General features: G+C 69.6%; 23 protein-coding genes, 1 tRNA gene and 1 pseudogene. 15 read left to right on the top strand and 10 right to left on the bottom strand.

What is annotated here, in order from left to right; all coding sequences use genetic code 11:
- Window positions 1-16: 16 nt before the first annotated feature.
- Window positions 17-961, bottom strand: a complete 945-nt coding sequence (locus tag BXU09_RS14085; RefSeq protein WP_078304387.1) for a prohibitin family protein — start codon at window positions 959-961, stop codon at window positions 17-19.
- Between the two features lie 88 nt (window positions 962-1,049).
- Window positions 1,050-1,451: a YchJ family metal-binding protein gene (locus BXU09_RS14080; protein ID WP_078304385.1), complete on the bottom strand. Its 402-nt coding sequence runs from the start codon at window positions 1,449-1,451 to the stop codon at window positions 1,050-1,052.
- 46 nt (window positions 1,452-1,497) lie between these two features.
- Here BXU09_RS14080 and BXU09_RS14075 point away from each other — a divergent pair, with 46 nt between their 5' ends.
- From BXU09_RS14075 to BXU09_RS20330, 7 genes are all read left to right on the top strand, one after another.
- Window positions 1,498-2,310, top strand: a complete 813-nt coding sequence (locus BXU09_RS14075; protein WP_078304383.1) for an RNA methyltransferase — start codon at window positions 1,498-1,500, stop codon at window positions 2,308-2,310.
- On the top strand, window positions 2,307-3,464 hold the full coding sequence (locus tag BXU09_RS14070) for a hypothetical protein (protein ID WP_240501260.1): 1,158 nt from the start codon (window positions 2,307-2,309) through the stop codon (window positions 3,462-3,464). The genes BXU09_RS14075 and BXU09_RS14070 overlap by 4 nt, the downstream gene beginning before the upstream one ends.
- A 227-nt stretch (window positions 3,465-3,691) precedes the next feature.
- The gene (locus BXU09_RS20970) at window positions 3,692-3,865 is read left to right on the top strand and encodes a hypothetical protein (RefSeq protein WP_168174598.1); all 174 of its coding nucleotides are present in this window, start codon (window positions 3,692-3,694) and stop codon (window positions 3,863-3,865) included.
- The gene (locus tag BXU09_RS14065; protein ID WP_078304379.1) at window positions 3,862-4,779 is read left to right on the top strand and encodes an MBL fold metallo-hydrolase; all 918 of its coding nucleotides are present in this window, start codon (window positions 3,862-3,864) and stop codon (window positions 4,777-4,779) included. Before BXU09_RS20970 ends, BXU09_RS14065 begins: the two co-directional genes overlap by 4 nt.
- A complete protein-coding gene (gene purD, locus BXU09_RS14060) occupies window positions 4,779-6,026 on the top strand; it encodes a phosphoribosylamine--glycine ligase (RefSeq protein WP_078304377.1) in 1,248 nt (415 codons plus the stop codon). The genes BXU09_RS14065 and purD overlap by 1 nt, the downstream gene beginning before the upstream one ends.
- 46 nt (window positions 6,027-6,072) lie before the next feature.
- Window positions 6,073-6,154: transfer RNA gene (locus BXU09_RS14055), tRNA-Leu, on the top strand.
- Window positions 6,155-6,387: 233 nt separating this feature from the next.
- Window positions 6,388-6,576, top strand: coding sequence for a hypothetical protein (locus BXU09_RS20330; RefSeq protein WP_144012130.1), 189 nt, complete (start codon window positions 6,388-6,390; stop codon window positions 6,574-6,576).
- A 233-nt stretch (window positions 6,577-6,809) separates the two neighbouring features.
- Here the strand turns inward: BXU09_RS20330 and BXU09_RS14050 are convergent, their stop codons facing one another.
- On the bottom strand, window positions 6,810-7,331 hold the full coding sequence (locus BXU09_RS14050; protein WP_144012129.1) for a hypothetical protein: 522 nt from the start codon (window positions 7,329-7,331) through the stop codon (window positions 6,810-6,812).
- 202 nt (window positions 7,332-7,533) lie between these two features.
- Complete coding sequence (locus tag BXU09_RS14045) at window positions 7,534-7,935, bottom strand: Hsp20/alpha crystallin family protein (RefSeq protein ID WP_055362605.1); 402 nt, start codon at window positions 7,933-7,935, stop codon at window positions 7,534-7,536.
- A gap of 80 nt (window positions 7,936-8,015) precedes the next feature.
- On the opposite strand from BXU09_RS14045, the gene miaA reads away from it, so the two are divergent.
- From miaA to BXU09_RS14030, 3 genes are all read left to right on the top strand, one after another.
- On the top strand, window positions 8,016-8,918 hold the full coding sequence (gene miaA, locus BXU09_RS14040; protein ID WP_078304373.1) for a tRNA (adenosine(37)-N6)-dimethylallyltransferase MiaA: 903 nt from the start codon (window positions 8,016-8,018) through the stop codon (window positions 8,916-8,918).
- 184 nt (window positions 8,919-9,102) lie between these two features.
- Entirely contained in the window at window positions 9,103-10,344 is a 1,242-nt protein-coding gene (gene glgC / locus BXU09_RS14035) for a glucose-1-phosphate adenylyltransferase (protein ID WP_055362606.1), read from the top strand.
- Between the two features lie 330 nt (window positions 10,345-10,674).
- Window positions 10,675-12,474 (top strand): hypothetical protein, encoded by a 1,800-nt coding sequence (locus tag BXU09_RS14030; protein ID WP_144012128.1) that lies wholly within the window; start codon window positions 10,675-10,677, stop codon window positions 12,472-12,474.
- A gap of 139 nt (window positions 12,475-12,613) precedes the next feature.
- Here the strand turns inward: BXU09_RS14030 and BXU09_RS14025 are convergent, their stop codons facing one another.
- Window positions 12,614-14,260 carry a methylmalonyl-CoA mutase family protein gene (locus BXU09_RS14025; protein ID WP_078304368.1) on the bottom strand — a complete coding sequence of 549 codons (1,647 nt, stop codon included), beginning with the start codon at window positions 14,258-14,260 and terminating at the stop codon, window positions 12,614-12,616.
- 289 nt (window positions 14,261-14,549) lie between these two features.
- On the opposite strand from BXU09_RS14025, the gene BXU09_RS14020 reads away from it, so the two are divergent.
- A complete protein-coding gene (locus BXU09_RS14020) occupies window positions 14,550-15,503 on the top strand; it encodes a hypothetical protein (RefSeq protein ID WP_205684147.1) in 954 nt (317 codons plus the stop codon).
- 215 nt (window positions 15,504-15,718) lie between these two features.
- On the top strand, window positions 15,719-17,500 hold the full coding sequence (typA, locus tag BXU09_RS14015) for a translational GTPase TypA (RefSeq protein ID WP_078304364.1): 1,782 nt from the start codon (window positions 15,719-15,721) through the stop codon (window positions 17,498-17,500).
- A gap of 77 nt (window positions 17,501-17,577) precedes the next feature.
- Here typA and BXU09_RS14010 read toward each other — a convergent pair whose 3' ends face one another.
- Entirely contained in the window at window positions 17,578-18,336 is a 759-nt protein-coding gene (locus tag BXU09_RS14010) for a class I SAM-dependent methyltransferase (RefSeq protein WP_078304360.1), read from the bottom strand.
- A 103-nt stretch (window positions 18,337-18,439) separates the two neighbouring features.
- On the opposite strand from BXU09_RS14010, the gene BXU09_RS14005 reads away from it, so the two are divergent.
- The 3 genes from BXU09_RS14005 to recQ all read left to right on the top strand — a co-directional run bounded on the left by BXU09_RS14005 (window position 18,440) and on the right by recQ (window position 22,215).
- Window positions 18,440-18,985 carry a GNAT family N-acetyltransferase gene (locus tag BXU09_RS14005; protein WP_078304356.1) on the top strand — a complete coding sequence of 182 codons (546 nt, stop codon included), beginning with the start codon at window positions 18,440-18,442 and terminating at the stop codon, window positions 18,983-18,985.
- Window positions 18,986-19,017: 32 nt separating this feature from the next.
- Complete coding sequence (locus BXU09_RS14000) at window positions 19,018-19,911, top strand: hypothetical protein (protein ID WP_078304352.1); 894 nt, start codon at window positions 19,018-19,020, stop codon at window positions 19,909-19,911.
- 63 nt (window positions 19,912-19,974) lie between these two features.
- Window positions 19,975-22,215: a DNA helicase RecQ gene (gene recQ, locus BXU09_RS13995; protein ID WP_078304346.1), complete on the top strand. Its 2,241-nt coding sequence runs from the start codon at window positions 19,975-19,977 to the stop codon at window positions 22,213-22,215.
- On the opposite strand, the pseudogene BXU09_RS21535 reads toward recQ, so the two are convergent.
- From BXU09_RS21535 to asnS, 4 genes and pseudogenes are all read right to left on the bottom strand, one after another.
- A pseudogene (locus tag BXU09_RS21535) lies at window positions 22,202-22,372 on the bottom strand (DUF1622 domain-containing protein); the annotation flags it as partial. The gene recQ and the pseudogene BXU09_RS21535 sit on opposite strands and share 14 nt — an antisense overlap.
- Before the next feature lie 138 nt (window positions 22,373-22,510).
- The gene (locus BXU09_RS13985) at window positions 22,511-23,305 is read right to left on the bottom strand and encodes a Cof-type HAD-IIB family hydrolase (RefSeq protein WP_078304339.1); all 795 of its coding nucleotides are present in this window, start codon (window positions 23,303-23,305) and stop codon (window positions 22,511-22,513) included.
- 76 nt (window positions 23,306-23,381) lie between these two features.
- Entirely contained in the window at window positions 23,382-24,284 is a 903-nt protein-coding gene (locus BXU09_RS13980; protein WP_078304336.1) for a PhzF family phenazine biosynthesis isomerase, read from the bottom strand.
- Between the two features lie 239 nt (window positions 24,285-24,523).
- Entirely contained in the window at window positions 24,524-25,864 is a 1,341-nt protein-coding gene (gene asnS, locus BXU09_RS13975) for an asparagine--tRNA ligase (RefSeq protein ID WP_078304334.1), read from the bottom strand.
- Window positions 25,865-25,894 lie beyond the last annotated feature (30 nt).

Genomic DNA, 25,894 nt, shown 5'->3' with positions numbered 1-25,894 from the left:
CCGCCGTGCCGGGCGCTCACGGTTTCGGCGCGGCCTTCGCAGGCTGCGTGAGCGTGCCCACGTCCAGCAGGAAATTCCCCGTGCTGGGCAGCATGACCGTCTGAATGCCCGGCGAGAGCTTCTCGGCGACCGTCAGCTGGATCAGCTGCGGATTCTCCCGCAGCGCCCGTCCGCGCAGCGAGAGCGCCTCGGCCTCCCCGCGCGCCCGGGCGACCGCCGCTTTCGCGGCCCCCTCGGCCTCGACCACGGCGCGCTGCGCCCCGATGGTCGACTGTTGCAGGCGGTTGCGTTCCACCGCCACCTGCTGCTCGGCCGCCTGCTTCTGCTCGATGGCCTTGGCGATGCTGTCCGGAATGCGCAGCTCACGCAGCAGCACGCTGTCGAGCACCAGGTTGTTCCGCTCGAAGATGCGCCGCAGTTCCGTGGTGATGCTCGCCTCGACCTCCTGCCGCTTGGAGGAGATGATGTCCGCCGCCCCGAACTGACCGATGGAGTCCCGGACCTTGCTGCGCACCTGCGGGCGGATCACGGTCCGCACGTAGTCCCGCCCGAGTTCCTTGTGCAGCGTCGCGGCCTTGGCGCGGTCCACCCGGAACTGCACGGTCACGTCCGCCGTGATGTCCAGCCCCTCCTTGCTGCGCGCCCGGATCGCACCCTCGTCGCCGTCCTGCACGGTGTGGGCCAGCGTGACCTCCTGCAGGCGGGCGTCGTACAGGTTCACGCGGTCCACGAACGGCACCAGAAAATGAATGCCTTCCTGAAGCGGCTGCGCCTTGACCCCCGTGAACGAACTGAACACCACCCCCACGTACCCGGCCGGAATGACCTTCACGCTCTGGCTGACCAGCACGCCCGCAGCGAGCAGGGCGCCGATCAGCAGAGCGGCGCGCGGGCCCGGCGGGCGCAGGGTGGGGGCCGTGCGGTCGCGGGCAGCCGCTGCGTTCACTCTGGGTTCAGTCATGTCTCACGGTACGCGCTCCGCCGCCCGGACGTTCCCACCCGCAGAGGTTCGCCGCGCCGCAACAGACCAGTCTCCAGGCGTACCGGGGTCAGGCCGGTTCGGTGTCAGCGCCGGCCGGCGTGCGGCCATCCAGGTACAGCCAGCGACCGTCCCGCTGCACGAACTCGCTGTCCTCCCGCAGGGTGTACCGCTCGCCGTCCGGCAGGCGCAACTGCGCGGCGAACTCCACGCGACTGCCCGCCGCGCGCCGCACCCGCAACCCCAGGTAGCGCGTGCCGTCCCGCAGGTCCACCGAGGCGGGCCGCGTGTCCGGATGCCAGGTGTCCAGCACGTACGCCGCGTTGCCCAGCGCGTACGCCGCGTACCGCGACCGCATCAGCGCCTCGGGGGTGGAGGCGGGCGCGCCGGCATGCAGCGGCCCGCAGCAGTGCCCGTAACTGCGCCCGGAACCGCAGGGACAGGATTTGAACGGAGGGTACGCCAGCGCCATGCCCACAGCGTAGCGCGCCGGCCCGCGCGCGGCATAATGACCGGCGATGACCACGCCCGCCCCGATCACCTCCCTCCAGAACAGCCACGTGAAACGGCTCGTGAGACTCCGTACCCGCCGCGAACGCGAACAGGAAGGCGTCATCCTGATCGAGGGAGCCCGTGAACTGCACCGCGCCGCCGCGTCCGGCGTGAACCTGGACATCCTGTACACCTGCCCGGCCCTGTTCAGCCCCGAAGCGCAGGCGCTGGCCCCCGAACTGACCCACCCGCAACTGACCGTCCTGGAACTGTCCCGCGCCGCCTTCGAGAAGGTCAGCGGCCGCGAGAACCCCGACGGTCTGCTCGGCCTGGCCCCCACCCCCCGCGCCGCGCTGCCCGAACCCGGCCCGGACGCCGTGACCGTCGTGCTGCACGGCCTGGAGAAACCCGGCAACGTCGGCGCGATCCTGCGCACCGCCGACGCCGCTGGCGCGGACGCCGTGATCGTCCTCGGGCGCGGCGCCGACCCCTACGGCCCGAACGTGATCCGCGCCTCGCAGGGCAGCGTGTTCACCCTGCCGGTCGCCGTCATGGACGAACAGGACGCCCAGGACTGGCTGGCCGCCCGCGCCTTCACCACCGTCGCCTGCACCCCCGACGCGCCCCGCACCTACTGGGACGCCCCCCTGACCGGCCGGGTCGCGCTGCTGCTCGGCACCGAACACGAGGGCCTGCCCGCCCACTGGCGGGACACCGACCACTCGGTCAGCATTCCCATGAACGCCGCGCGCGGCGCCGACAGCCTGAATGTCGCCACCGCCGCCGCCCTGGTACTGTTCGAATGCGCCCGCCAGCGCCGCGCCGGGAGCCGCGCGTGACCCCGGTCTCCGCCGACCCCTACCGCGACTGGCTGCGCCAGCGCCTGAGCGCCGAACTGGGCGTGCGCGAGGCCGACCTGGCCGTGCAGGGCGCCGTACAGCGCCGCGGCTGGACCGCCGTGCGCGCCCTCGGCCCGCGCGACGTGATCGCCGTGCTGCAGGACGTGTACTCGCAGATGCGCGAGAACTTCGGGGACGCCCGCGCCGACAAGTGGCTCGAGGGCACCACCCTGGACCTCGCCAAGTTCGCCGAGTCCGTCCCGGTCCCCGCCCAGTCCACCGCGCCCGGCCCGATCGCCCCGGCCCCGTCGCCGGTCAAGTGGGGGCGCCGCGCGCACGACCTGCCGCTGCTGCTGGCCCGCTCGCACGCCGAGATCGCCAGCCGCAGCCTGGGCGCCATCCGCACCAACCCGGACCTGCTGAGCCTGGAACGCGCCGCCGAATGGGACGTGCAGGCCACGCAGGCCGAGGTCCGGCGCTGGGAGACCGAGGAGATGCTCAGCAAACTCCGCGCCGACCACGCCCGCATCGAGGTGGCCGATCAGGTCGCGGCGGCCGTCGCGCAGGGCGAGCTGCTGCGCCTGACCGTCCAGGAACTCGAGGATGCCAGCCGCAGCGGGCAGGTCGTCAGCCCCCAGCTGGCGCACTCCCGCCTGATGGTCACGCAGACCCGCGCGTTCCTGGAAGCGTTCACGCCCCTGATCGACCTCGAGGACGCCGACACGCCCCTGACCATGCTGGAACTCGACCTGAGCAACGTCCGCTTCTCGCTGGGCGTGCCCCTGCACCCCAACGTGCTGCGCGCCCGCCACGCCCTGAACTACGCGCAGTGGCAGGCCGGCGAGGCCGGAGAGGCCAGCCCGCAGGTCATGCAGGCCCACCACAACCTGCACCTCGCGCAGGCCGAGGCGCAGGCGCAACTCGACGCCACCCTGAACGCCGCGCGCACCCACCAGGCCACCCTGCGGCAACTCGCCGCGCAGGTCGAGACCCTGGAGCGCCGCGCCCTGCAACTCACGCAGGTGGGCGGCGACCCCCTGAGCCTCGCCCGCGTCCGCCTCGAATGGCGGCAGGTGCGCACCGCCGCCCGCGTGCAGGCCCACCGCCTGGAGGAAGCCGTGCGTCTCCTCGAAGCCCTGGTCAGCGAGAACTGAGCCGGACTGCCGTCTGTTTCGCTGACAACCCGGAACATCACATCGCCGGGTTGCCAGCTCCACGCCCGGCAGCCCGTTTCTCTCCTTCTCTGCGGGGCAGCTCTACGAGTCGCATCCGCTCGGACCCGGCGGCTTTGCAAGCCATTCAATCGGAGTCCGTCTGACCCGGACCCGCTGCCCAGCCCACGGCCGCCCGGCCCCCGGGGGCAGCGGGTATTCTGCGGCGCATGGCACTCTGGCTTCTGTTTGGCGTGATTCTGCTCAGCGCCACCGGCATTCTCGCCCTGACCTTCGGCCCCCTGCGCGCGGCCACGAACGTGCGGACCATCCGCATCATCGCGGGCGTCCAGTATCTCTGCGCGCTGCTGCTGCTCGGCGCGCGCCTCAGCGGGAAGGCATGACCGACCCGCGCGTTCACACCCTGGACCTGAACTTTCAGGACACGCCGGGCGTCATTGCCGCGTTCGTGTTCGACACCGGCGACGGCCTCGCGGTCGTGGATACCGGCCCGACCAGCACCCTCGGCGCGCTCCGTGACGGCCTGACCGGCCTCGGCGCGACCCTCTCGGACGTGCGGCACGTCCTGCTGACCCACATTCACTTCGATCACGCCGGGGCGGCCGGCACCGTCCTGAACCTCGTGCCGCAGGCCCGCGCGTACGTGCACGCACGCGGCGCCGCCCACCTGTCCCGCCCGGAACGGCTGGTGGCCAGCGCCACCCAGATCTACGGCGACCAGATGGAACGCCTGTGGGGCGAGATGCAACCCATCGACCCCGCACGCCTGACCGTACTGGAAGGCGGCGAGAGCCTGCGCCTGGGCAGCCTGGACGTGCAGGCCCTCGACACGCCCGGTCACGCCGTCCACCACCTGAGCTTCCACGCGGGTGAACACCTGTTCGTCGGGGACGTGGGCGGCATCCGCCTCGACGCCGCGCAGACACCCCGCGCGCCCACCCCGCCACCAGATATCAATCTCGAAGCGTGGCGGGACTCCGTGCACACCCTGCGCGCCCTGGACGCCCGCACCCTGCACCTCGCGCACTACGGCAGCCACCCGAACACCCCCGCCCACTGGGACGACCTGCTGCGCAACATGGACACCGACGCGCAGCGCGTCGCCGCCGGACTGCAGGCCGGGTACGACCTGGACACCATCACCCGCACCTTTACAGGGGACCTCATGAACGACCTGAGCCGCGAACACCCCGGCCTGCCCGCCCGCTACGACTTCGCCTGCCCCCCCTGGATGAGCGTGCAGGGCCTCGCCCGTTACTGGCAGCGCCGCGCCGCCCGCTCCGGAGGCGACCGCTGATGCGCGTGCTGGTCATCGGCGGCGGCGGCCGTGAACACGCCATCGCGCACGCCTGCGCCCGCCACGGCCACGAGGTCCTGTGCACCCCCGGCAACCCCGGCATCGCCGCGCACGCCCGCCTGATCGACAGCCCCCAGGACGCCCCCACCCTCGCCCAACTCGCGCAGCGTGAGGGCGCCGACCTCGTCATCGTCGGCCCCGAAGCGTACCTGGCCGCCGGCGTGGTCGACGAGTGCGCCGCCCTGGGCATCCCCGCCTTCGGCCCCACCCGCGCCGCCAGCCGCCTGGAAGGCGACAAGGCCTGGAGCAAGGCGTTCATGCAGCGCCACGGCATCCCCACCGCCGCGCACCACGCCTTCAGCGACCTCCAGACCGCGCTGGACCACGCCGCGACCCTCACGCCCCCCATCGTCGTGAAGGACGCCGGACTGAAAGCCGGGAAGGGCGTCACCATCGCCCACACCCCCGAGCAGGCCCAGGAAGCGCTGCGCGACATCTTCACCCAGCCCGGCGCGCAGGCCGTCACCGAGGACTTCATGACCGGCCAGGAAGTCACCATCCTCGCCCTGTGCAGCGGCACCCGGTACGCCCTGACCCCCCCCAGCCAGGACCACAAGACCATTTTCGAGGGCGACACCGGCCCCATGACCGGCGGCATGGGCGTCATCTGCCCCTTCCCGCTCGAACCCGGCCTGCTGGACGTGATCCGCCGCGACATCATCGAACCCACCCTGCGCGGCATGACCGCAGAAGGCCTGCCCTACACCGGCGTCCTGTACGCCGGGCTGATGCTCACCCCCACCGGCCCGAAAGTCGTGGAATTCAACGCCCGCTTCGGCGACCCCGAAGCCGAAACCGTCCTCCCACTCCTCACCAGCGACCTCGCCCAGCACGCCCTCGACGCCACGCGCGGCCAGCTCGACCCCGCGCACGTCACCTTCAGTGAGGACGCCAGCGCCACCATCATCCTCGCCGCGCCCGGCTACCCCGCCGAACCCCAGAAAGACATCCCCATCACCCTCCCCGACCCCGGCCCGCACGGCATCATCCACCACGCCGGCACCCGCACCCAGGGCGGCCAGCTCCTCAGCAGCGGCGGCCGCGTCCTGGCCATCACCGCCACCGCCCCCACCCTGAACGCCGCCCTGGGCCGCGCCTACGCCCTCGCCGACCAGACCAGCTTCCCCGGCGCGCAACTGAGGCGCGACATCGGCCGCCGCATCGGCGCGCACCCCGACCCCACCTGAACCCACGTTGACCACCGCACCCCCACGCGCTACCATTCCCCACGCCGCCGGTGTGGCGGAATGGTAGACGCACTCGACTCAAAATCGAGCGGGAAACCGTAGGGGTTCGAGTCCCCTCACCGGCACCAACCGCAGAAAACCCCGTGTGAAACGGGGTTTTTTCGTTTCGGTGCGGTACTGCAGTACGGTCGAAACAGGCCGCTACTGCAACCTATACCGCAACCAGTCGTTTCTGAGGGATGAACGAGAGGCCCGACAGTCATGGACGGAGTGGGGGACGGAGGGACTACCCCCACTAAGCTCGCCCGTCCTATGAGGTTTCCCACGGCAGGTGCAGGCAGCGTGACGGCAGGATGTGCGCGTGACACTCGATTTCTCTCCTGAGGCCGTGCAGGCGCTGCGGACGGACGCCTACCCGGCGGTGCGGGACGCGCTGATGTCGACGGCGGACCGGCATCTGCGCCTCGCGGTACATCAGCGCGCCCTGGCCCGCATACTCGAGGACGCCAGGAACGCCGCCCGTCACGGGCTGGTGGGACAGGCAGGCTGAGCAGATTGCCTGTAGGCAGCGGCGTCTACAGGTGATCGCGGGGCCGGAGCCTCTCATGCGGAACCCGCTTGACTCCCACTCTGCGGGGCAGCTCTACGAGTCGCATCCGCTCGGACCCAGCGGCTTTGCAAGCCATTCAATCGGAGTATGAAAAAGCAGCGGCCGGAACTGAAAACCGCTGTGACGGCATGAAAAAACCCCGCCGGGCGGCGGGGCAGGTGAAGCGGCGTTGGTTACTTGCAGTTCTTGACGCCGCGCCACGCGTCCTTGAATCCGCGTGTGGAGAAGGTGTAGTCCAGGGCGCTGGCACCCTTGCGCAGGATGCGGAAGGTGATCTTCTGCTGCGCGTTGGTCAGGGCGGTCACCAGAATCTGGGTGCGGGGCACGTCGAAACCCAGGGTAGTGTAGTCGGGTTCGCCGTCCTTGGTCGTCACGGTGGTGGGAATCGTCTTGGCCTGCTGGGCATCCACGCGGTACATGAGGTTCGGGGACCGTTCCATGTCGTAGTCCTCGACGCTCAGGAGGTCGTTCTTGGTGTTCAGGAAGATCTCGGGTTTGCCCTGGCGACACAGGATAGCCAGTGTCGTTTCAGCGGACGTATCGTTGACTTCCGCGATGACCACGTAACTCTCGTTCGCGTCGGTCATGGCGTCCGTCTCATACGAGTAGTAGACGTTCGTGCCGGGAACCCGTTGCAGTTCGGCAGCGGCAGTGGAGATCACAGCGGCGGTCAGCAGTGGAAGGAGTCGCTTCATGGGGTACACGCTACCCAGCGGAGGGCTGCGGCGTTGCCTCACTTGTGGCACCGCAGCCCTGTCTGGATTCCGTAGACGGACGGGGTCTGGGCGTGATGCGGACTCCGTCTGTCTCCCACTCGCTCTTCTGCGCAGCTCTGCGAGTCCGTACGACCGGCGGGAAACGCAAGGGGACCGGGTGTTCTCCCCGCATGGGGCCGCTTCAGTCCTGGTCGTCGGGGGCGTCGCTGGACTGCACGTTGATGGTGGGGTGTTTCTTCTCGAAGCGGACGCACAGGACCCCGCCTGCGAGGCTGGCCTGTCCGGTCTGCGGCAGGACGTCTTCGGGGAAGGTGAGGGTGCGGCGGAACGTGCCGGCGGGGCGTTCGCCGCGCAGCAGTCGGTGTGTTTCGTCGCGCTGACCGGCGACCGTGACGGTGTCGTCCTCCTCGAGCAGTTCGAGGGTGTCGGGGTTCACGCCGGGCACGTCGAGGTACAGGATCAGGTGCGTGTCGGCGTCTGCCCAGTCGGCGCTGGGAATCCAGGGTCCGGTTCCGGTCAGGGTTTCGACCTCCTCGCGGAGGGTCATGAGGTGTTGCAGTCGCGCCAGCACGGGCTCGTTCATGCTCTTACGCTACCACTGCCCGGCTGCTGCGGACAGCGGGGTCGCCGCAGGCCCGGCTGGAGTCCCGTATCATCCCTCGCGTGCAGAGTTCCATTCCGATCCTGACGGCGCCCACGGCGGCCGGTAAGTCTGCCCTGGCGTTGGAACTGGCCCGTGAGTACCCGCTGGAGATCGTGTCGGCCGATGCGTTCACGGTGTACCGGGGGCTGGATATCGGCACGGCCAAGCCCGGCGTGCAGGACCGGGAGGCCGCGCCGCACCACCTGCTGGACGTGGCGGACGTGACCGAGCCGTTCGACGTGGCGCGCTTCGTGGAGCTGGCCGGGGAGGCCATCGCCGGGATTCTCGCGCGGGGACGGGTGCCGCTGGTGGTGGGCGGAACCGGGTTTTACCTCGCGGCCCTGACGCGCGGCCTGCCGCTCACGCCGCCCAGTGACGCGGCGCTGCGGGCCGAGGTGGAAGCCGAACTGGCAGCGCGGGGCCTGGACGCCCTGCTGGCCGACATGCAGGCGCTGAATCCGGCCGAGGCGGCGCGGATGGAACGCAATCCGCGCCGGGTCGTGCGGGCCGTGGAGGTGTACCGGCAGACCGGGCGGTTTCCGGGCGAGTTCGGCCGCAGCGAACCGCGGTTCACGTTCGACGTGACGGCGTTCACGCGTGATCCGGCGGAGCTGGAGGGCCGGATGGCCGGGCGGGTGCAGGCCATGTTCCGTGCCGGGTGGGCGGACGAGGCGGCGTGGCTGGCGGCGCAGGTGTCACCGGACGCCGGGCCGCGTCCGACCGTCTGGCAGGCGCTCGGGTACCGGGAGGCGCTGGGCGTGGCGCGCGGTTCGCTGGGCGTGGCGGAGGCGGCGGCGCAGGTGACGCTCGCCACCCGGCAGTACGCGCGGCGGCAGCTCACGTTCACGCGGACGCAGCTGCGCGCGCCGGTATTAAGTCCTGGTGAAGCGCGGCGGCACTTGCGGGCGCGGCTGTCCCGCTAAGGTAGGCGCGGTCTGAACGTCCGGTGGTGGCGTCCGGCCCTGAGCAGAAGGGTCCGGCGGTCGGCGCACCATTTCGCGTTACAGTGTCGGCACAGCATCAAGGACTCACGGTTCACCGGTTCGATTCACGGTTCAGCGGTCACAATGGTCCATCTGACCACCGGTTCTTTGAAGGGGGTATCGCATGAAACCACGGGTTCTCGGCATGATTCTCGCGGGCGGACAGGGTTCCCGCCTCGCGCCACTGACTCAGAAGCGCAGCAAGCCCGCCGTTCCCTTCGGCAGCAAGTACCGCATCATCGATTTCGCCATCAACAACTTCATCAACTCGGGCGTGTTCTCGGTGTACGTGCTCACGCAGTACAAGGCGCAGAGCCTCACCGAGCACATCCAGCGCGGCTGGCGGTTCGGGACGTTCCTCAGCGATTACTTCATCACGCTGGTGCCCGCGCAGATGTACCGCATCGAGGAACTCGGCCCGGTGTGGTACCGCGGCACCGCCGACGCCGTGTACCAGAACATGCACCTGATCGACAACTACGAGGCGGACTACGTCGCGATCTTCAGCGGTGATCACATCTACAAGATGAACGTGGAACACATGCTGCAAAAGCACATCGAGACGCGCGCCGACGTGAGCATCGCCGCGTACCCCATGCCGCAGGAACAGGCGCACCAGTTCGGGATCATGCACATCGACGCGAACTGGCGCGTCACGGACTTCCTGGAGAAACCCAAGGATCCGCCCAGCATTCCCGGCCAGCCCGGCATCAGCCTGACCAGCATGGGCAACTACATCTTCTCGCGCCGCGCGCTGGAAGAACTGCTCGAGACGAACATGGGCGGCGGCGAGAGCGGCTTCGACTTCGGCGGTGACGTGATCCCCCGCGCCCTGAGCGACGGTTACAACGTCATGGCGTACGACTTCCACCGCAACCCCATCCCCGGTCAGGCCGGCCCAAACACCTACTGGCGCGACGTGGGTACGCTGGACGCCTACTACGAGGCGAACATGGACCTCGTGAGCATCAACCCGGAGTTCGACATCTACAACCCGGAATGGACCCTGCGCACCAGCAGCGAATTCTCCCCGCCCGCCAAGTTCGTGCATGAAAGCGACGGCCGCAAGGGGCAGGCGTTCAACACCATCATGGCCGGCGGGGCGATCATCAGCGGCGGCACCGTCCGCGACTCCATCCTGGCGCGCAACGTCCGCACGCACTCGTACTCGCTGGTGGAAAGCAGCGTGCTGTTCGAGGACGTCGAGGTGGGGCGGCACGCGCACCTGCGCCGCTGCATCGTGGACAAGAACGTCACCATTCCGCCCGGCACCAAGATCGGCCTGGATCTCGAAGAGGACCGCGCGCGCGGCTTCACGGTCACCGACAACGGCGTCGTGGTCGTCCCGAAAGGCTACACCTTCTGATCTCAGGGCCCTGCTGACAGCAGGGCGAGGCGCCACCTGATGCGGACTCCGATTGAATGGGCTTTGCAGCCCATTCATTCCGAGCGAAGCGAGTGGGAGCAACACGGGTTCCGGACGTGGAGCCGGCAATCCGGTGAAGTCCCGGATTGTCGGCGAAACAAACGGCAGTCCGTATGACGGGCCGCGTCCGGCGGGCCACCTGGATCTTCTCCCGGTGGCCCGTCTGCCGTCATGCCCGGCCGGCCCCCACACGGCCGCCCCACACGAGGCCGCCCCCCACACCGATGTGGGATGACCTGACGTTCAGGCCGCTGCTCTACACTGTCGGGCGTGACTTTCCGCCTGGGTACTCCGATCCGACCCGCCGCTCTCCTCCCGGCGTTGCTGCCGGCCCTGCTGGGCACCGCTGCCGGACTGGGAATCGGACCCGGCAGCGGCCTGAACCTGTCCGGCCCGTCCGGCGTGACCGAGGCCCGCCTCACCCCGGACGAGGGGATCGTCGCGTGCCTCGCAGAGCGGCTGCTGGTCCTCACCCCGTCCGGGTCACTTCTGCGCGCCGTTCCCACCGGAACTCCCTGCGCCGGCCTGAGCGTCAGCGCGGACGGCCGCTCGGCCCTCACGCGGGACGACGCTGCCGGAACCGTGACCGTGTGGCGACTCGCGGACGGGACGGCCACCGCGCGCCTGACCGCGCCGCAGGCCACCGGAGCGGGCTTTGCCGCCGACGGCGCGGTCCTGATCGGCAGTCCGCGCGGCCTGGAACGCGTGGACCCCGCCAGTGCCCAGCGCCGCACGCTCGACAGCGCCCCCGTCACAGCGCTCGTGACCTCCCCGGACGGCACGCACGCCGTCGTGGGACGCGCCAGCCGCGTGCAGCTCATCGCGACCGGAGACGCCGCCGTGCGTTCCGGACACGCCTGCGACGACTCCTGCCCGGTCGGCACGGTCGGGTTCAGCGCCGACAGCCGGAGCGCCGCCGTGCAGGCCGGCTCGCAACTCGTCGCGCTCCGCGCCGGGTTCCCCAGCACCGTCGTCGTCCGCGAGGGCCGCACCCTGGCTGGTCTGCCCCAGCGGGACGGGTCGGTCCTGACCCTCGAAGGTGACACCCGCACCGGCGAGGTCGTCCGGCGCGACCTGCTCACGGGCCGCCGCGAACGCACCCTGATCGTCCCCGGCGGCCCCCTGCGGCCCATTCAGAGCAGTGCGACCGGCGACATGCTCGGGATCGGCGCGGCTGGACTGGCGGTCGGGCCGGCCGGCTGGGCGACCGCACGCCGCCTGCCCCTCCCCACCCTGACCGCCGGGGGCGGCACCGATCCCGCCACCGGCCAGCCCGCCGCCCTGCTGCCCGGCGGCACCCTCACCCTGGCCGGAGCGCCCCTGACCACTCCCCCCGTCACGGCCCTGCAGACCATGAACCGCGCCACCTGGTTGCTCGTGACCGGCAGCGGCGGCCTGAACCTCGCGCAGCTGGACGCCGGCAAGGTCCGCACCGTCACCCCGGCCGGCAACGCCACGCACCTGAGCGTGAACCACTGGGGCAACGCCGCCGCCATCTGGAACGACGACCGCCTCAGCGTCGTCTCGCAGAAGACCGGGAAGGTCACGGCGACCCTCAGCGCCCCCGGCCAGCTCGGCGCGGCCCGCGTCACCCTGTCCCCCGACGCCACCCGCGCGTTCATCCTCCCGGCGCAGGGCGAGGGCTTCGTGGCGCTCCTCGCCAACGGCAAACGCTTCGGGCTGCCCACCGCGCCCGGCCGCCGCGCTGCCGACGTGCAGATCAGCGGCAAGGGCGTCCTGGCCTTCACCGCCCCCGACGGCACCACCGACCTGTACCAGCCCGGCAACCGCGTTCCCTACGCCACCGTCCGCGCCGCGCCGCCCATCCGGACGCTCAGCCCCGCGCGGTTCAGCCCGGACAGCACCCTGCTCGCCGTGCCCGCCCGCGACGAACGCGGCTGGCGCGTGGACCTCGTGAACACCGCCACCGGCCGCGTGGACGCCCGCACGCCCGCGCTGGCCGACCCGCCCAGCTTCATCACCTGGGCCGCCGACAGCCGCGCCCTGACCGTCGGCGCCAGCCGCCTCGAACGCCTGGACAGCGTCACCGTGTTCCCGCTGACCGACTGACCAACGGACTGCGGTGGCGTGGCCTGCAAAGCCGTTCCATCCGGGCGGCGTGGGCCGGAGCGAGCCGGAGTTGAGAGTGACGCCCACGGGAGATGACTCCTGTGGGCTTCACGAGCGGTGTGATTGTCCTGCGGCCGCGTTACACGACGGCGGGTTCGACGTACTCGCCGTACACGGTTTTCAGGATGTCCATCTGTTCGCCCAGCGTGACGTAGGCGTGCGCGCATTCCAGGAAGGCGGGCATGGAGTTCGCGCCGGTGACGGCGGTGTCGCGCAGGGCTTCGATGGCGGCTTTCACGCGCGCAGGGTCGCGTTCGCGGCGCACCTGCGCCAGCCGGGCTTCCTGTACCCGCTCGACCTGCGGGTCGATCAGCTGGATGGGCACCTCGACGGCATCCTGCACGAAGTCGTTAACGCCGACCACGATGCGGTTTTTCGTCTCGACCTCACGCTGGTAGCGGTACGCAGCCTCGGCCATTTCCAGCTGGAAGAACCCGCTGTCGATGCCGGCCTCCACGCCGCCCATCGCGCGGATCTGCTCGATGTACCCCATGGCGGCGGCCTCGATGTCGTTCGTGAGTTTCTCGACGTAGTAACTGCCGGCCAGGGGGTCCACGACGCCCGCCACGCCGGTCTCGTACGCGATGATCTGCTGGGTGCGCAGGGCGATGGTGGCGGCTTCCTCGGTCGGGAGGGCCAGCGCCTCGTCGAAGGCGTCGGTGTGGAGGCTCTGCGTGCCGCCCAGCACGGCGGCCAGCGCCTGAATGGCGACCCGCGCGATGTTGTTCAGGGGTTGCTGGGCGGGCAGGCTGACTCCGGCGGTCTGCGAGTGGGTGCGGAGCATCCAGCTTTTCGGGTTCTTCGCGCCGTAGTGGTGGCGCATCTGCCGCGCCCAGATGCGCCGCGCGGCGCGCAGCTTGGCGATCTCCTCGAAGAAGTCGTTGTGGATGTCCCAGAAGAAGCTGATGCGCGGCGCGAACTCGTCGATGTCCAGGCCACGTTCCAGGGCTTTTTCCACGTAGTGGAAGCCGTCGGCGAGGGTGAAGGCGAGTTCCTGCACGCCGGTCGCGCCCGCCTCGCGGATGTGGTACCCGGACACGCTGATGAAGTTCCATTTCGGGACGATCCGGGGGCCCCACTCGAAGGTATCGATGACCAGTTTCACGCTGGGGGCGGGTGGGTAGATGAATTCCTTCTGGGCGATGAATTCTTTCAGGATGTCGTTCTGGATGGTGCCGCCCACCTGCCCGAGGTCCTTGCCCTGTTTCTGCGCGTTGGCGATGTACATGGCCCAGACGGCGTTCGCGGGGCTGTTGATGGTCATGGACGTCGTGACCTGCGTGGGGTCGATGCCCTGGAACAGGATTTCCATGTCCGCGAGGCTGCTGACCGCCACGCCGCACTTGCCGACCTCGCCCTTGCTGAAGGGGTGGTCGCTGTCGTAGCCCATCAGGGTGGGCAGGTCGAAGGCGGTACTCAGGCCGGTCTGCCCGGCGCGCAGCAGCGCGTGGAAGCGTTCGTTGGTCTGTTCGGCGCTGCCGAAGCCCGCGAACATGCGCATGGTCCAGAGTTTGCCCCGGTACACGCTGGGCTGCACGCCGCGCGTGTACGGGTACTCACCGGGGTAGCCCAGGTCCCGTTCGGCGTCCCAGTCCTTCAGGTCGTCGGCCGTGTAGATGGGTTCGGGCTCCATGTCCGAGAGGTTCTTGAAGTTGTACTTGCGTTCCGGGAATTTCTGCGTGGCGGGGGCGTAGACGCTCTGCATCCACTCGTTCTTGCTTTTCATGTGGGGACCTCCGGGGGGCGGGGGAGAGGCTGGAACAAACGCTCGTTAGGTTGTCTTCAGGATAGCAGGCGTTCACCCGCCCGACCTGCACGCGGCCGCCCGACCCATACGGATTCCGTTTGTTTCGCCGACAATCCGGAAGTTCACCGGATTGCCAGCTCCACGTCCGGAGGGGCGTTTCTCTCCTGCTCGCATCCGCTCGGATTGAACGGGCTTTGCAGCCCATTCAATCGGAGTCCGTATCACATGAGGCAGCGCGGACATCCGCCCGGCGCTACCGTGTCCGGCAGTGACGAATCATTCCCCCCTGCCCAGCGCCGCCCAACTGCCCAGCGCCGCCGAACTGGCCGCCTTCACCCTCGCCGCGCAGCACCCGGTCACGCACGGCTGGACCGACCCGGCCACCCGCCTGCGCCACCTGACCGAAGACCACGAGTTCGACCTGCAACTCGCCACCGACCTGGACCTCGCCGCGCAGCGCGCCGAATTCCTGAACGCAGGGCCGCCCGCCCCCGCGTACCTGAACGTCTGGCAGGCGGTCGGGCCTGACCTGCACGCCCTGCTCAGCATCCGCTTCGAGGGTCTGGACGTCACGAAACCCTTCGTGGACGTCAGTGTCACCAGCCGCCCCGTCACCCGCGCCGACCTGCCGGCACTGGCCGGAGCGGCCCGTGTGTACGCCGCGTTCCACCCGCCGCGCCTGCGCTTCTGGAGTGCCGCCCCCATGACCGACTGGACGGACCTCGAACCGGACCGGCGCGTGCTGGCCGCGCCCATCAACACCCTGCGCGGCCACCCGGCTCCCGACGGGCTGACCCTGATCCCCACCACAACCACCGAACGCTACGCCGACGCGCAGGCCGCGTACGACGCCGTGGACGCCGACCACCCCCACCACCCCGAACAGGCCCGCCTGCTCAACGCCGAGGACCTGCAGGAGTGCATCGACGCTGGCACCATGTTCGACGTGCACTGGCGCGGCGCGTGGGCCGGATACGCCGGAACCCTCGCCCACCCGCAACTGGGCCTGGACACGCAGGTCGTGCAGGAACTCCTGCTGAACCCGCAGGCACGCGGACAGGGCCTGGGCGCGGCCCTGAGTACCCTGCTCGCCCGCCACCTGCCCGACCCGGCCCAGGTCCTGAGCGGCACCATTCACGGCTGCAACCGGGGCGCCCTAAGTGCCGCCACCCGCGCCGGACGGCAGGACGTGGGCGGCTGGTGGTGGGCGCCGCTGCGCTGAACGCGGCCCCGCCCGGCCCCGGTCCGGGCTGACATGAGAACAACACCCGCCAGTTATGGTAAAATCCTGTTTTGGGTGTCCCGCCCACGGCGACAGTGCGGCGGGCGTTTTAAGCACCACAGTTCATGCAGCAAGATGCAGGGACGCTGCCGCCCCTCGCGCCCAGGCCCGCACAGGCCGGACGGCGTGGCCGGGCGGAAAAAGGACGGACAGTTATGGAATACAGAAACATCGCGATCATTGCACACGTCGACCACGGTAAAACCACCCTCGTGGACGCCCTGCTGCGCCAGACCCTGAAGCTCGGCCACGGCGAAGAGATCACCGAACGCGCCATGGACAGCAACGACCTTGAAAAAGAGCGCGGCATCACCATCCTCGCGAAGAACACGGCCGTCGAGTACAACGGCATCAAGATCAACATCGTCGACACCCCCGGCCACGCCGACTTCGGCGGGGAAGTCGAACGCGTCCTCGGCATGGTCGACGGCGCCCTGGTCCTCGTGGACGCCGCCGAAGGCCCCATGCCCCAGACCCGCTTCGTGCTGCGCAAGGCCATCGAACTGGGCCTCAAGCCCATCGTGGTCGTCAACAAGATCGACCGCAACGACGCCCGCCCGGAAGAAGTCGTCAACCTGACCTTCGACCTGATGGCCGAACTCGGCGCGAACGACGACCAGCTGGACTTCCCGATCCTGTACGCCGTTGCCCGCGACGGCAAGGCCTACAAGGAACTCGACAAGCCCCAGGACGACATGCACGAACTGTTCGACATGGTTCTCGAGCACATCCCCGCCCCCAGCGTGGACATCGACGCGCCCTTCCAGATGCTCGTCACGAACCTCGACTACAACGAGTACCTGGGCCGCATCGTGCTGGGCCGCGTCAAGCGCGGAACCGTCAAGAAAGGCGAGTTCGTCCAGCTGATGCACAAAGACGGCACCATGACCAAGAGCCGCGTCGTGCAGCCCTTCACGCACATGGGTCTGCGCCGCATCGAAGTCGACTCCGTCAGCGCCGGTGACATCGTCGCCCTGGCCGGCATCGAGGACGCGCAGATCGGCGAGACCGTCGCCGACCTCGCCGACCCCGAAGCGCTGCCCATCATCACCGTCGACGAACCCACCGTCAGCATGATCTTCCAGCCGAACACCAGCCCCTTCGCGGGCCGCGACGGCAAGTACGTCACCAGCCGTCACCTGAACGACCGCCTGAAGAAAGAAGTCATGACCAACGTGTCCCTGAAAGTCGAGGAAATCCGCCCCGACGAATTCAAGGTCAGCGGCCGCGGCGAACTGCACCTGAGCATCCTGCTCGAAACCATGCGCCGCGAAGGCTACGAAGTGCAGGTCGGCGCGCCCCAGGTGATCATCCGCGAGATCGACGGCGAGAAGCACGAGCCCATCGAGCACCTCGTCCTCGACATGCCCGAGAGCCTCTCCAGCGCCGTCATCGGCGTGCTGGGCAGCCGCAAGGGCCAGATGGTCAACATGGAACCCATGGGCAGCCGCGTCCGCGTGGAATTCAAGATCCCCAGCCGCGCGCTGTTCGGCTTCCGTAACCAGTTCCTGAGCATGACCCAGGGCGAAGGCATCATGAGCCACATCTTCGACGGCTACGCCCCCTGGGCCGGCGAGATCAAGAGCCGCCAGAACGGCAGCCTCGTCTCCATGGAAGACGGCCCCGCCTTCGCGTACTCCATCTGGAAACTCCAGGACCGCGGCTCCTTCTTCATCGAGGCCGGCGCGGAAGTGTACATCGGCATGATCGTCGGCGAGAACGCCCGCGAGCAGGACATGAACGTGAACGTCTGCAAGAACAAGAAGCTCACGAACGTCCGCTCCAGCGGCGCCGACGACGCCCTGACCCTGACGCCCATCCGCCGCATGAGCCTCGAGGACGCCCTCGAGTACATCAGCGAGGACGAACTGGTGGAACTCACCCCCAACAACATCCGCCTGCGCAAGAAAGTCCTGAACCCCAGCCTCCGCAAGTAAGACTGGTAACCGGCAGACCGCGCCCCTTCCTTTCACGGAGGGGGCGCGGTTCGTGTTTTCATCCGGCACGCGCCGGTCTACTCCGGCACGAGGACCGCCTGAAACGTCATGCACGACGCCCAGTCCGCCTGCGGGTGCCACGTTCCGGTGCCGGTGTCGAACATCCCGCCCGGCTCGGCCCGCGCCAGACGCAGCCCCGTGCCTGCCAGCAGTCGGCGCAGGTCGTCGGGGGAGTAGCAGCGCAGCGACTGGCTGTGCCGCTGCCCGCCCGGCTCCAGGTACGTATCGGTCATACGGCCGGAGGCGCGGTCGAAGCCGTATACCTGCGTGTAGGTGTCGGTGTGGCGGGTGTACCCGGCGTGACTGGCCCAGTACCAGGGGGTGTAGATGTCCAGCAGCGCGTGCCCCTGGGGTGCCAGCCAGCCGGCCATGCGGGTCAGTAGCCGGTGCTGGTCGTCGTCGCTGCCGACACCGAACCCGTCCCAGTACACGATCAGATCGAAGGGACCGCCCGGATCGGCCGCATAGAAATCCCCCTGAACGGCACTCAGGGTCACGCCCTGCTCGCGTGCCAGCTGCAGCGTGTGCTCCACGCCCGCAGCCCGTAACTCCAGTGCCGTGACCGCGAACCCCTGGGCGGCGGCGCTGACGGCGAACTGACCGCCCCCGGCGCCGAGTTCCAGCAGCCGATTCGCCTGCGGGTATTGCCCGCGCAGGCGCCGGGCCGCCTCGACATGCGCCGGGTGCAGCGGCGCGGAGTAACAACCGATCAGACGGTCCTGAAGGTCATAGAAGGGAGCGACCCACCTGGCAGTGGGCGGCGGTGGAATGGACATGGCAGGCCTCCTGAAACGACCTGCATTCTGACCGGCGGTCGTCGGGCCGGTGATGCGCCGTCTGGCCTAGGCGGGCGGTCCGTGCGGGCGGTAGGGTCAGTGCATGCCCGACCTGCTCACCCCTGGCCTGCCCACTGTCCGCCCTGCCACCCGCGCAGACGTTCCGGCCATCCTGGAGATCTACAATCACGCGGTGCTGCACACGACGGCCAGTTACGACCTGGAGCCGGTCAGTCTGGAGTCGCGGCTGGCGTGGTTCGATCACAAGGTGCAGGGCGGCTGGCCGGTCCTGGTGACGGACCGTGACGGCGTGGTGACGGGCTGGGCGACGTTCGGGCCGTTCCGGGAGAAGCCGGGGTATCGGTTCACGGCCGAGCATTCCGTGTACGTGCGTCATGACTGCCGGGGCGCTGGTTTGGGCCGGGCGCTGCTGCTGGCGCTGATCGCGCAGGCGCGTGGGCGGGGGCTGCACTCGCTGATCGGCGGGGTGGACGCCGGGAACGCCGGGAGCCTCGCGTTTCATGAGGGGCTGGGGTTCCGGCAGGTGGCGCACTTCCGGCAGGTGGGGTTCAAGTTCGGGCGCTGGCTGGATCTGGTGTTCCTGCAACTGCCGCTGACCGGGTCTGGTGCGGGCGCGGGTGTACCCTGAGTCATGCTGGAAGTCATGGAGGCGAGCGTGTGATGGACCTGGGTGACCTGCTGGGGCCGCTGGGCTGGATGGTGCAGGTGGCGGCGGCGTTCGCCATCGCCTTCTTCGCGCAGACGGTGTTCTCGCGTCAGGGCGAGACGTTCGCGGGGGTGGCGCGCGCCTCGGCCGTGATTGCGCTGCTGGCGGTGCTGGGCGCGGCGTGGGTGGTTCACCCGGCGGCCGGGATGCTGCTGGGCTTCTTCGGCTCGCGGGCGTTCGGGAACTGGCGGGCGGCGCAGCCGGGGTTGCTGGCGGGTCTGCTGGCGGCGGCCGTGTTCATGGCGCTGGGGGCGGGCTGGTTGATCTACCCGCTGTTCTTCATGGGGATGGCGTGGCTGGCGTCCTCACCGTTCCGGGAGCCGGCGCCGGAGCGCGCGGTGCCTGTCGCGCCGGTGCCGTTGCCGCAGCAGGCAGGCGGCGTGATCCTGACCAAATCCCCCGCAGGAGCGCAGGACGCCGGGCTGGGCGGGTACGTGCGCGACGAGCGGCTCCCGGCGGACGCCCGCGCGCAGCTGGCGGCGCTGAACCTGCGTTCGCAGGAGGCGCTGGACCTGTTGCGGGCGCAGGGGCAGGCGGGCAGCGAGGCGGAGTACGTGGCGCGCGCCATCCGTGAGGAGTACGCTCCGAACGCCGTCGAGGCGTACCTGAAGCTGCCGCGCACCCTGGCGGACAGCGCGCCGTTGCAGGACGGCAAGACCGGCCGCGCCCTGCTGGTCGAGCAGCTGGAGTTGCTGCTGGACGGCGTGCAGGACGTCCTGAATTCGGCGTTGCAGTCGGGCGGGCAGGAGTTGCTGACGCACGGGCGGTTCCTGCGGGACCGGTTCGCGAAGCCCACGCTGGACCTAGGGGCGGACCTGCGGGTGCCGGTCGAGGTCAAGCCACGCTGAGCTGCCGCGCGGGTCGGCGGGGCGGGGTTACGCACAGGGCGTAACGCGCTATGCTGGGGGGGAATGTCTGCTCCTGCCGCGCCCACCACCCACGACACCGCCGCCCTGAACATCCTGAAAAAGGTGTGGGGGTACGACGCCTTCCGCGGCGTGCAGGCCGACATCGTGCGGACCGTCGCGGGCGGCGGCAACGCCCTGGTCCTGATGCCCACCGGCGGCGGCAAGAGTCTGTGCTATCAGGTGCCCAGCCTGCTACGCCCCGGCGTGGGCGTGATCGTCTCGCCGCTGATCGCGCTGATGAAGGATCAGGTGGACACCCTGCGGGCGCTCGGCGTGCGGGCCGCGTTCCTGAACTCCACCCTGTCCCTGGACGGCATGCGCGAGGTTGAATCGGCCCTGCTGTCCGGCGAGCTGGACCTGCTGTACGTCGCGCCGGAACGCCTGCTGCTGCCGCGCACGCTGGACCTGCTCGACCGCGCGCCCGTCGCGCTGTTCGCGGTGGACGAGGCGCACTGCGTCTCGCAGTGGGGTCACGATTTCCGGCCCGAGTACCAGGGCCTGAATGTGCTGCCCGACCGCTACCCGCACATTCCGCGCCTCGCGCTGACCGCCACCGCCGACGACCGCACCCGCGCCGACATCCTGAATGTCCTGCAACTGGGCGGCGCGCCGCAGTTCATCAGTTCCTTCGACCGCCCGAACATCCAGTACCGCGTGGCGAACAAGGAAGGCCCCAAGACGCAACTGCTGGACTTCATCAACGCCGAGCACCGGGGCGACGCCGGCATCGTGTACTGCCTGTCGCGCAAGAGCGTCGAGGAGACCGCCCGCTGGCTCCAGACGCAGGGCGTGGACGCCGTCGCGTACCACGCGGGCCTGCCGCCACGCGAACGCAACAGCGCCCAGGAACGCTTCCTGAACGAGGAAGGGCTGGTCGTGGTCGCCACCGTCGCCTTCGGCATGGGCATCGACAAACCCAACGTGCGGTTCGTGGCCCACCTGGACCTGCCCAAGAGCATGGAAGGCTACTACCAGGAAACCGGCCGCGCCGGACGCGACGGCCTGCCCAGCACCGCCTGGATGGTGTACGGCCTCGCGGACGTGGTGAACGTGCGCCGCATGCTGGCCTCCAGCGACGCGCCCGAGGAGGTCAAGCGCGTGGAGTCCGCGAAACTCGACGCGCTGCTCACGTACTGCGAGGCCGCCAGCTGCCGTCGACAGGTGCTGCTGTCGTACTTCGGCGAGGAACTGCCCGCCCCATGTGGGAACTGCGACACCTGCCTGAACCCCCCGCGCGTGCGCGACGCCACCCGCGAGGCGCAGATGGCGCTGTCCGCCGTGATCCGCACCGGCAACCGCTTCGGCGCCGCGCACCTGACGGACGTGCTGATGGGCCACGCCACTGAACGCGTCGTGAGCCTCGGGCACCACCAGCTGCCCACCTTCGCGGTCGGCGCCGCGCACGACGAGAAGTACTGGCGCGGCCTGCTGCGGCAACTCGTGAGCCTCGGCTACCTCGCCGCCGGGGAACACCACGGCCTGAGCGCCACCGGCAAGGCCCGCGCCATCCTGAAAGGCGAGCAGACCCTCGCCCTGCGCGAGGACACCCTGGCCCCCCGCCCCAGCAAACGCGACCGGGACCGTGCCAAAAGCGGGCCGGGCCGCGCACCCGTCGCCCCCGCCGACCAGCCGCTGTTCGAGGCCCTGCGCGCCTGGAGGCTGGAACGCGCCCGCGCGCAGGGCGTCCCCCCGTACGTGGTGTTCACGGACGCCACCCTGAAAGCCGTGTGCGACCTGAAACCCACCAGCCACGCCCTGCTGGGCACCGTCAGCGGCGTCGGGCAGCGCAAACTCGCGGATTACGGCGATGAGGTCGTGCAGATCGTCCGCGATCACCTGACCGGCACGCCCACGCCTGTCCCCACCCCACAGGAGCGCGGCGTGCGCGAGAACAGCGCTGTGCTGGGCGTCCTGCGCGGCGCTGTCCCCAGTACTCCGCGCCCCAGTGGCCCGGTCCCCGGCGCCCCGGCCCTGCTGGATGCCCCGCCCACCGGGTCCGCCACAGCCCGCCCGGACCTCACGGACCGCGTGGCCGACGCCCTGCGCGACCTGCGCCGCGACCTGACCCGCGAGACCGGCCTGAGCGCCTACGTGGTCTTCACGAACGCCACGCTGGACGCCCTGGCCGCCCGCCAGCCGCAGTCGCCAGCAGAACTGACCGATATTCCCGGCCTGGGCCCCAAACGCCTCGAGAATTACGGTGAGCGCATCGTGCAGGCCATCCGCAGCGTCACGGGCGACTGACGCTCTGGTCCGCCGCGCCTGCGTGCCGGGCGCGGTGGCCGTCGATCTCGCGTTGCAGGAAGTAGTTCAGCAGCGTGCGCAGCGTGGCAATCGCGGTCAGCTTCCCGATGTCGTCCCAGCTTGGGGCGATCGCGGTCCGCAGGATGTCGGCGGCCAGCCAGCGCGCCAGCTCCAGCTGCAGGTTCTCCTTCTGCGCGAACATCAGCCACGCCCGCACTGCGTGAGGGGAACAGTGAACAGTTGACGGAATAGCCACCCGTTCTCCATCAACCATCCACTGTCAACCATCAACCCTTTACAGCGTCAGGGCCAGTTCGACCGCTTCACGCAGGCCGCCGTCGTCCACGTGCGCCACACGGTAGCGGCTGGCGGCCACGGCGGGCGGGTCGGCGTTCCCCATGGCGACCGGGTGCCCCACCACACGCATGGCGGTCACGTCGTTCTCGCCGTCCCCGACCATCATCACGCGGTCCATGGGAACGCCGTAGTGCGCGGCGATGCGTTCGATGGCGCTGCCCTTGCTGACGCCCGCGCGGGTCACGCTGATGAACGACACGTCCGGCATGACCGGACTGCCCGCCGGATGCAGGTCCAGGCCCTCATGCGGCTCGTTCACAACCGCGTGCTCCTCGGTGCGCGGCACGACCCACTGCACGCGCACGACCGTCCCCTCCAGCGCCTCGGGCGGGCGGGCGTCGTACGGAACGCCCAGCAGCGCCGCGTGCCGCTCGGCGTACTCGCCGGGGTGTGTGATCGCGAACTCCAGGTCCGTGTACACCTCCAACAGCCGTCCCGTCCCGTGCGCCCGCCCGATCAATCCTGGCAGGGCCTGCGCCGGGAACGGCTCGCTGAGGCTCTCGCCGCTGCTGACCTTCACGATGCTCGCGCCGTTCTGGAACACGTGCCAGCCGTCCGGGTCCAGCCGCTCCGCGTACGCGCGGGCGTTCCCGATGGCGGGCCGTCCCGAGCACAGCGCGATGTGCACGCCCTTCTCGCGCGCGTCGGCCAGCGCGGCCCACACGTCGTCCCGAATCACGTTCCCGGTGCCGACCAGGGTGCCGTCTACATCCACACAGATCAATCCAAGCATCCGGGCACTATAGGCCCGGACCGTCAGCGGAAGGCCCGGTGGGGTGGACAGGTGGGCGGTCCGGCCGGAGGGAAGCTCAGCTGCGCACGCTGGGCTGACGGGGCGCCCACTGCCCCTCGCGTTCCAGCGTGGCCTGCCCGCCCACGTGCACGGCCGTGACCCGCTCGCCCGTGAGTTCCAGTTCGACCTCGATCTCGCCGGGCGTGCCGAGCGCGTGCCCCTGGTAGATCATGCCGCACGCCCGCTCCTGCCGCACCGGCAGGCGGCCCTGGCTGGCCAGCAGCGCCATGAGTGCGCCGCCGCTGCTGCCGGTCACGGGGTCTTCCGGGATGCCCAGCGCGGGCGCGAAATCCCGCGCGGCGAAGCGGTTGACGCCCATGGGCGCGTAGGCGTAGATGCTGCCTACGCCCAGCGCCTCGGTCAGCGCGTGGATGCGTGGGAAGTCCGGTTCCAGGCCGTCCAGGATCAGGGCGTCCAGCAGCGGCACGAACACGCTCCACAGGCCGGTACTGGCGGCCGCCAGGGGCAGGCCCCGGTGGATCATGCGGGCGTCGATGCCCAGCGAGTCGGCCAGTTCGCCGCGCAGTGTGGCGGGTACCGGGCGGTACTGCGGCGTGGGTTGCTGCATCCACACGCGCCAGGGCACGCCTGCGCGGCATTCCAGCCGCAGCGGGATGCGCCCGGCCAGTGTGTCCAGCGCCAGCGCCTCGCCGCGCCACAGGCCTGCCTGCGCCAGCGTGAGGCCCAGCGCGACGGTCGCGTGCCCGCAGAAGTCGACTTCCTGTGTGGGCGTGAAGTAGCGCACGCGGGCCAGTCCGTCGGCGTGCCCCAGCACGAACACGGTTTCCGGGGCGTCCAGCATGGCGGCCAGTGCCTGCATGTCCTGCCGGGTCAGGTGGCCAGCGTCCAGCACCACGCCCGCACGGTTGCCGTGTCCGGGTGTGTCGGTGAAGGCACTCACCTCGCAATACGCGATCATGGGGGCAGTCTACCGCATCCCCCCGCGCCGTCCGGATGCTCGCCCGGGGCCGGAGTGGCGGGGCTGGCTTCCGGGTGAACCTAGAGAAGATGGATCATAAAGTCAACAATTATTTCACGATCCGGATCTATCGTGAATAGATTCACTTACTCTACTCCTGTTCTCCGCCACCACACACCATCAGCAGAGAGGGGCGAGGTGAGCCGGAGACGGCCTGCCTCGCCCCTCTCGACCGGTCTTCAGGGACGCATACGGGTCAGCATGCGCGGGAACGGAATCGCCTCCCGGATGTGGTCGATGCCGGTGATCCACGCGATCACGCGCTCTAGGCCCATCCCGTACCCGGCGTGCGGCATGCTGCCCGTGCGGCGCAGGTCCAGGTACCACTCGAAGGCTTCCAGGGGCAGGCCCTCGTGCTCGATGCGGGACTTGAGCAGGTCGTAGTCGTGAATGCGTTCGCTGCCGCCGATGATCTCGCCGTAGCCGTCCGGGGCGATCATGTCGTCGCACAGTGCCACGCGGGGGTCCTCGGGGTCCGGCTGCATGTAGAACGCCTTGATGGCCGCCGGGTACCGCTCGATGATCACGGGCCGGTCGAAGTGATGCCCCAGGATCGTCTCGTGCGGCGCGCCCAGGTCGTCACCCCACTCGACAGGCTGCACGTCCTCCTGCACGTTCGGGGGCAGGTCGCGGTCCTCGATGTGCTTGCGCACGATCTCCAGCGCCTCGGTGTACGTGATGCGCGGATAGTTGCCTTCCGCCGCGCCCGCCAGTTTGCTCACGTCGCGGCCCAGCAGGTCCAGTTCCGCGCGGCACTCGTCCAGCACGCGCCGCACGATGAAGCTCACCATGCGTTCCTGCAGGTTCATGTTCTCGGCGTGGTTGCTGGGCACCACCTCGGGTTCGATCATCCAGAATTCCAGCAGGTGGCGCCGGGTCTTGCTCTTCTCGGCGCGGAAGGTCGGGCCGAAGGTGTACACCTTCCCGAATGCGAACGCGCCCGCCTCAGCGTGCAGCTGCCCAGTCTGGCTCAGGTACGCCTTGTCCTCGCCGAACAGGTCAATCTCGAACAGTTCCGTGGTGCCCTCGGCGGCGTTCGGCGTGAAGAACGGCGCGTCGAAACGGATGAAACCCTCACCGTGGAAGAAATCCACGATGGCGCGCTGCACGCTGTCCCGGACCCGCATGATCGCCCACGGGCGGCGGTGACGCAGCCACACGTGCCGGTGATCCATCAGGAACTCGATGCCGTGCTCCTTGGGCGTGATGGGGTACTCGCCGTGGTTCTCGCTGATGGGGGAGAGGTCCCGCACGCTGAGTTCCACGCCGCCCGGCGCGCGGTCGTCCGCGCGGACCTCGCCGGTCACGGTGACCGCCTGCTCCTGCGTGAGGCGCTTGGCGAGTTCGAACACGTCCTCGGGCACGTCGGTCTTGAACACGGTCGCCTGCACGAAGCCGCTGCCGTCCCGGAGTTTCAGGAACTGGATCTTGCCCTTGCCGCTCTTGTCCGTCAGCCACGCGTGCAGCGTGACCGGCTCGCCCACGTGGGCTTTCAGGTTCTGGATACTGGTTGAAGCCATGAGCGGAATTATACGGGCCGCGCGCTATGC

Source organism: Deinococcus sp. LM3, assembly GCF_002017875.1.
Lineage (GTDB): Bacteria > Deinococcota > Deinococci > Deinococcales > Deinococcaceae > Deinococcus.
This window is presented reverse-complemented; position numbering and strand designations above follow the sequence as displayed.

Bases quoted from the DNA above. Each gene is read 5' to 3' on its own strand.
- BXU09_RS14085 (WP_078304387.1), bottom strand. From the start codon at position 961: ATGACTGAACCCAGAGTGAACGCAGCGGCTGCCCGCGACCGCACGGCC.
- BXU09_RS14080 (WP_078304385.1), bottom strand. From the start codon at position 1,451: ATGGCGCTGGCGTACCCTCCGTTCAAATCCTGTCCCTGCGGTTCCGGG.
- BXU09_RS14075 (WP_078304383.1), top strand. From the start codon at position 1,498: ATGACCACGCCCGCCCCGATCACCTCCCTCCAGAACAGCCACGTGAAA.
- BXU09_RS20970 (WP_168174598.1), top strand. From the start codon at position 3,692: ATGGCACTCTGGCTTCTGTTTGGCGTGATTCTGCTCAGCGCCACCGGC.
- BXU09_RS14065 (WP_078304379.1), top strand. From the start codon at position 3,862: ATGACCGACCCGCGCGTTCACACCCTGGACCTGAACTTTCAGGACACG.
- purD (WP_078304377.1), top strand. From the start codon at position 4,779: ATGCGCGTGCTGGTCATCGGCGGCGGCGGCCGTGAACACGCCATCGCG.
- BXU09_RS14050 (WP_144012129.1), bottom strand. From the start codon at position 7,331: ATGAAGCGACTCCTTCCACTGCTGACCGCCGCTGTGATCTCCACTGCC.
- BXU09_RS14045 (WP_055362605.1), bottom strand. From the start codon at position 7,935: ATGAACGAGCCCGTGCTGGCGCGACTGCAACACCTCATGACCCTCCGC.
- glgC (WP_055362606.1), top strand. From the start codon at position 9,103: ATGAAACCACGGGTTCTCGGCATGATTCTCGCGGGCGGACAGGGTTCC.
- BXU09_RS14025 (WP_078304368.1), bottom strand. From the start codon at position 14,260: ATGAAAAGCAAGAACGAGTGGATGCAGAGCGTCTACGCCCCCGCCACG.
- typA (WP_078304364.1), top strand. From the start codon at position 15,719: ATGGAATACAGAAACATCGCGATCATTGCACACGTCGACCACGGTAAA.
- BXU09_RS14010 (WP_078304360.1), bottom strand. From the start codon at position 18,336: ATGTCCATTCCACCGCCGCCCACTGCCAGGTGGGTCGCTCCCTTCTAT.
- BXU09_RS14005 (WP_078304356.1), top strand. From the start codon at position 18,440: ATGCCCGACCTGCTCACCCCTGGCCTGCCCACTGTCCGCCCTGCCACC.
- BXU09_RS14000 (WP_078304352.1), top strand. From the start codon at position 19,018: ATGGACCTGGGTGACCTGCTGGGGCCGCTGGGCTGGATGGTGCAGGTG.
- recQ (WP_078304346.1), top strand. From the start codon at position 19,975: ATGTCTGCTCCTGCCGCGCCCACCACCCACGACACCGCCGCCCTGAAC.
- BXU09_RS13985 (WP_078304339.1), bottom strand. From the start codon at position 23,305: ATGCTTGGATTGATCTGTGTGGATGTAGACGGCACCCTGGTCGGCACC.
- BXU09_RS13980 (WP_078304336.1), bottom strand. From the start codon at position 24,284: ATGATCGCGTATTGCGAGGTGAGTGCCTTCACCGACACACCCGGACAC.
- asnS (WP_078304334.1), bottom strand. From the start codon at position 25,864: ATGGCTTCAACCAGTATCCAGAACCTGAAAGCCCACGTGGGCGAGCCG.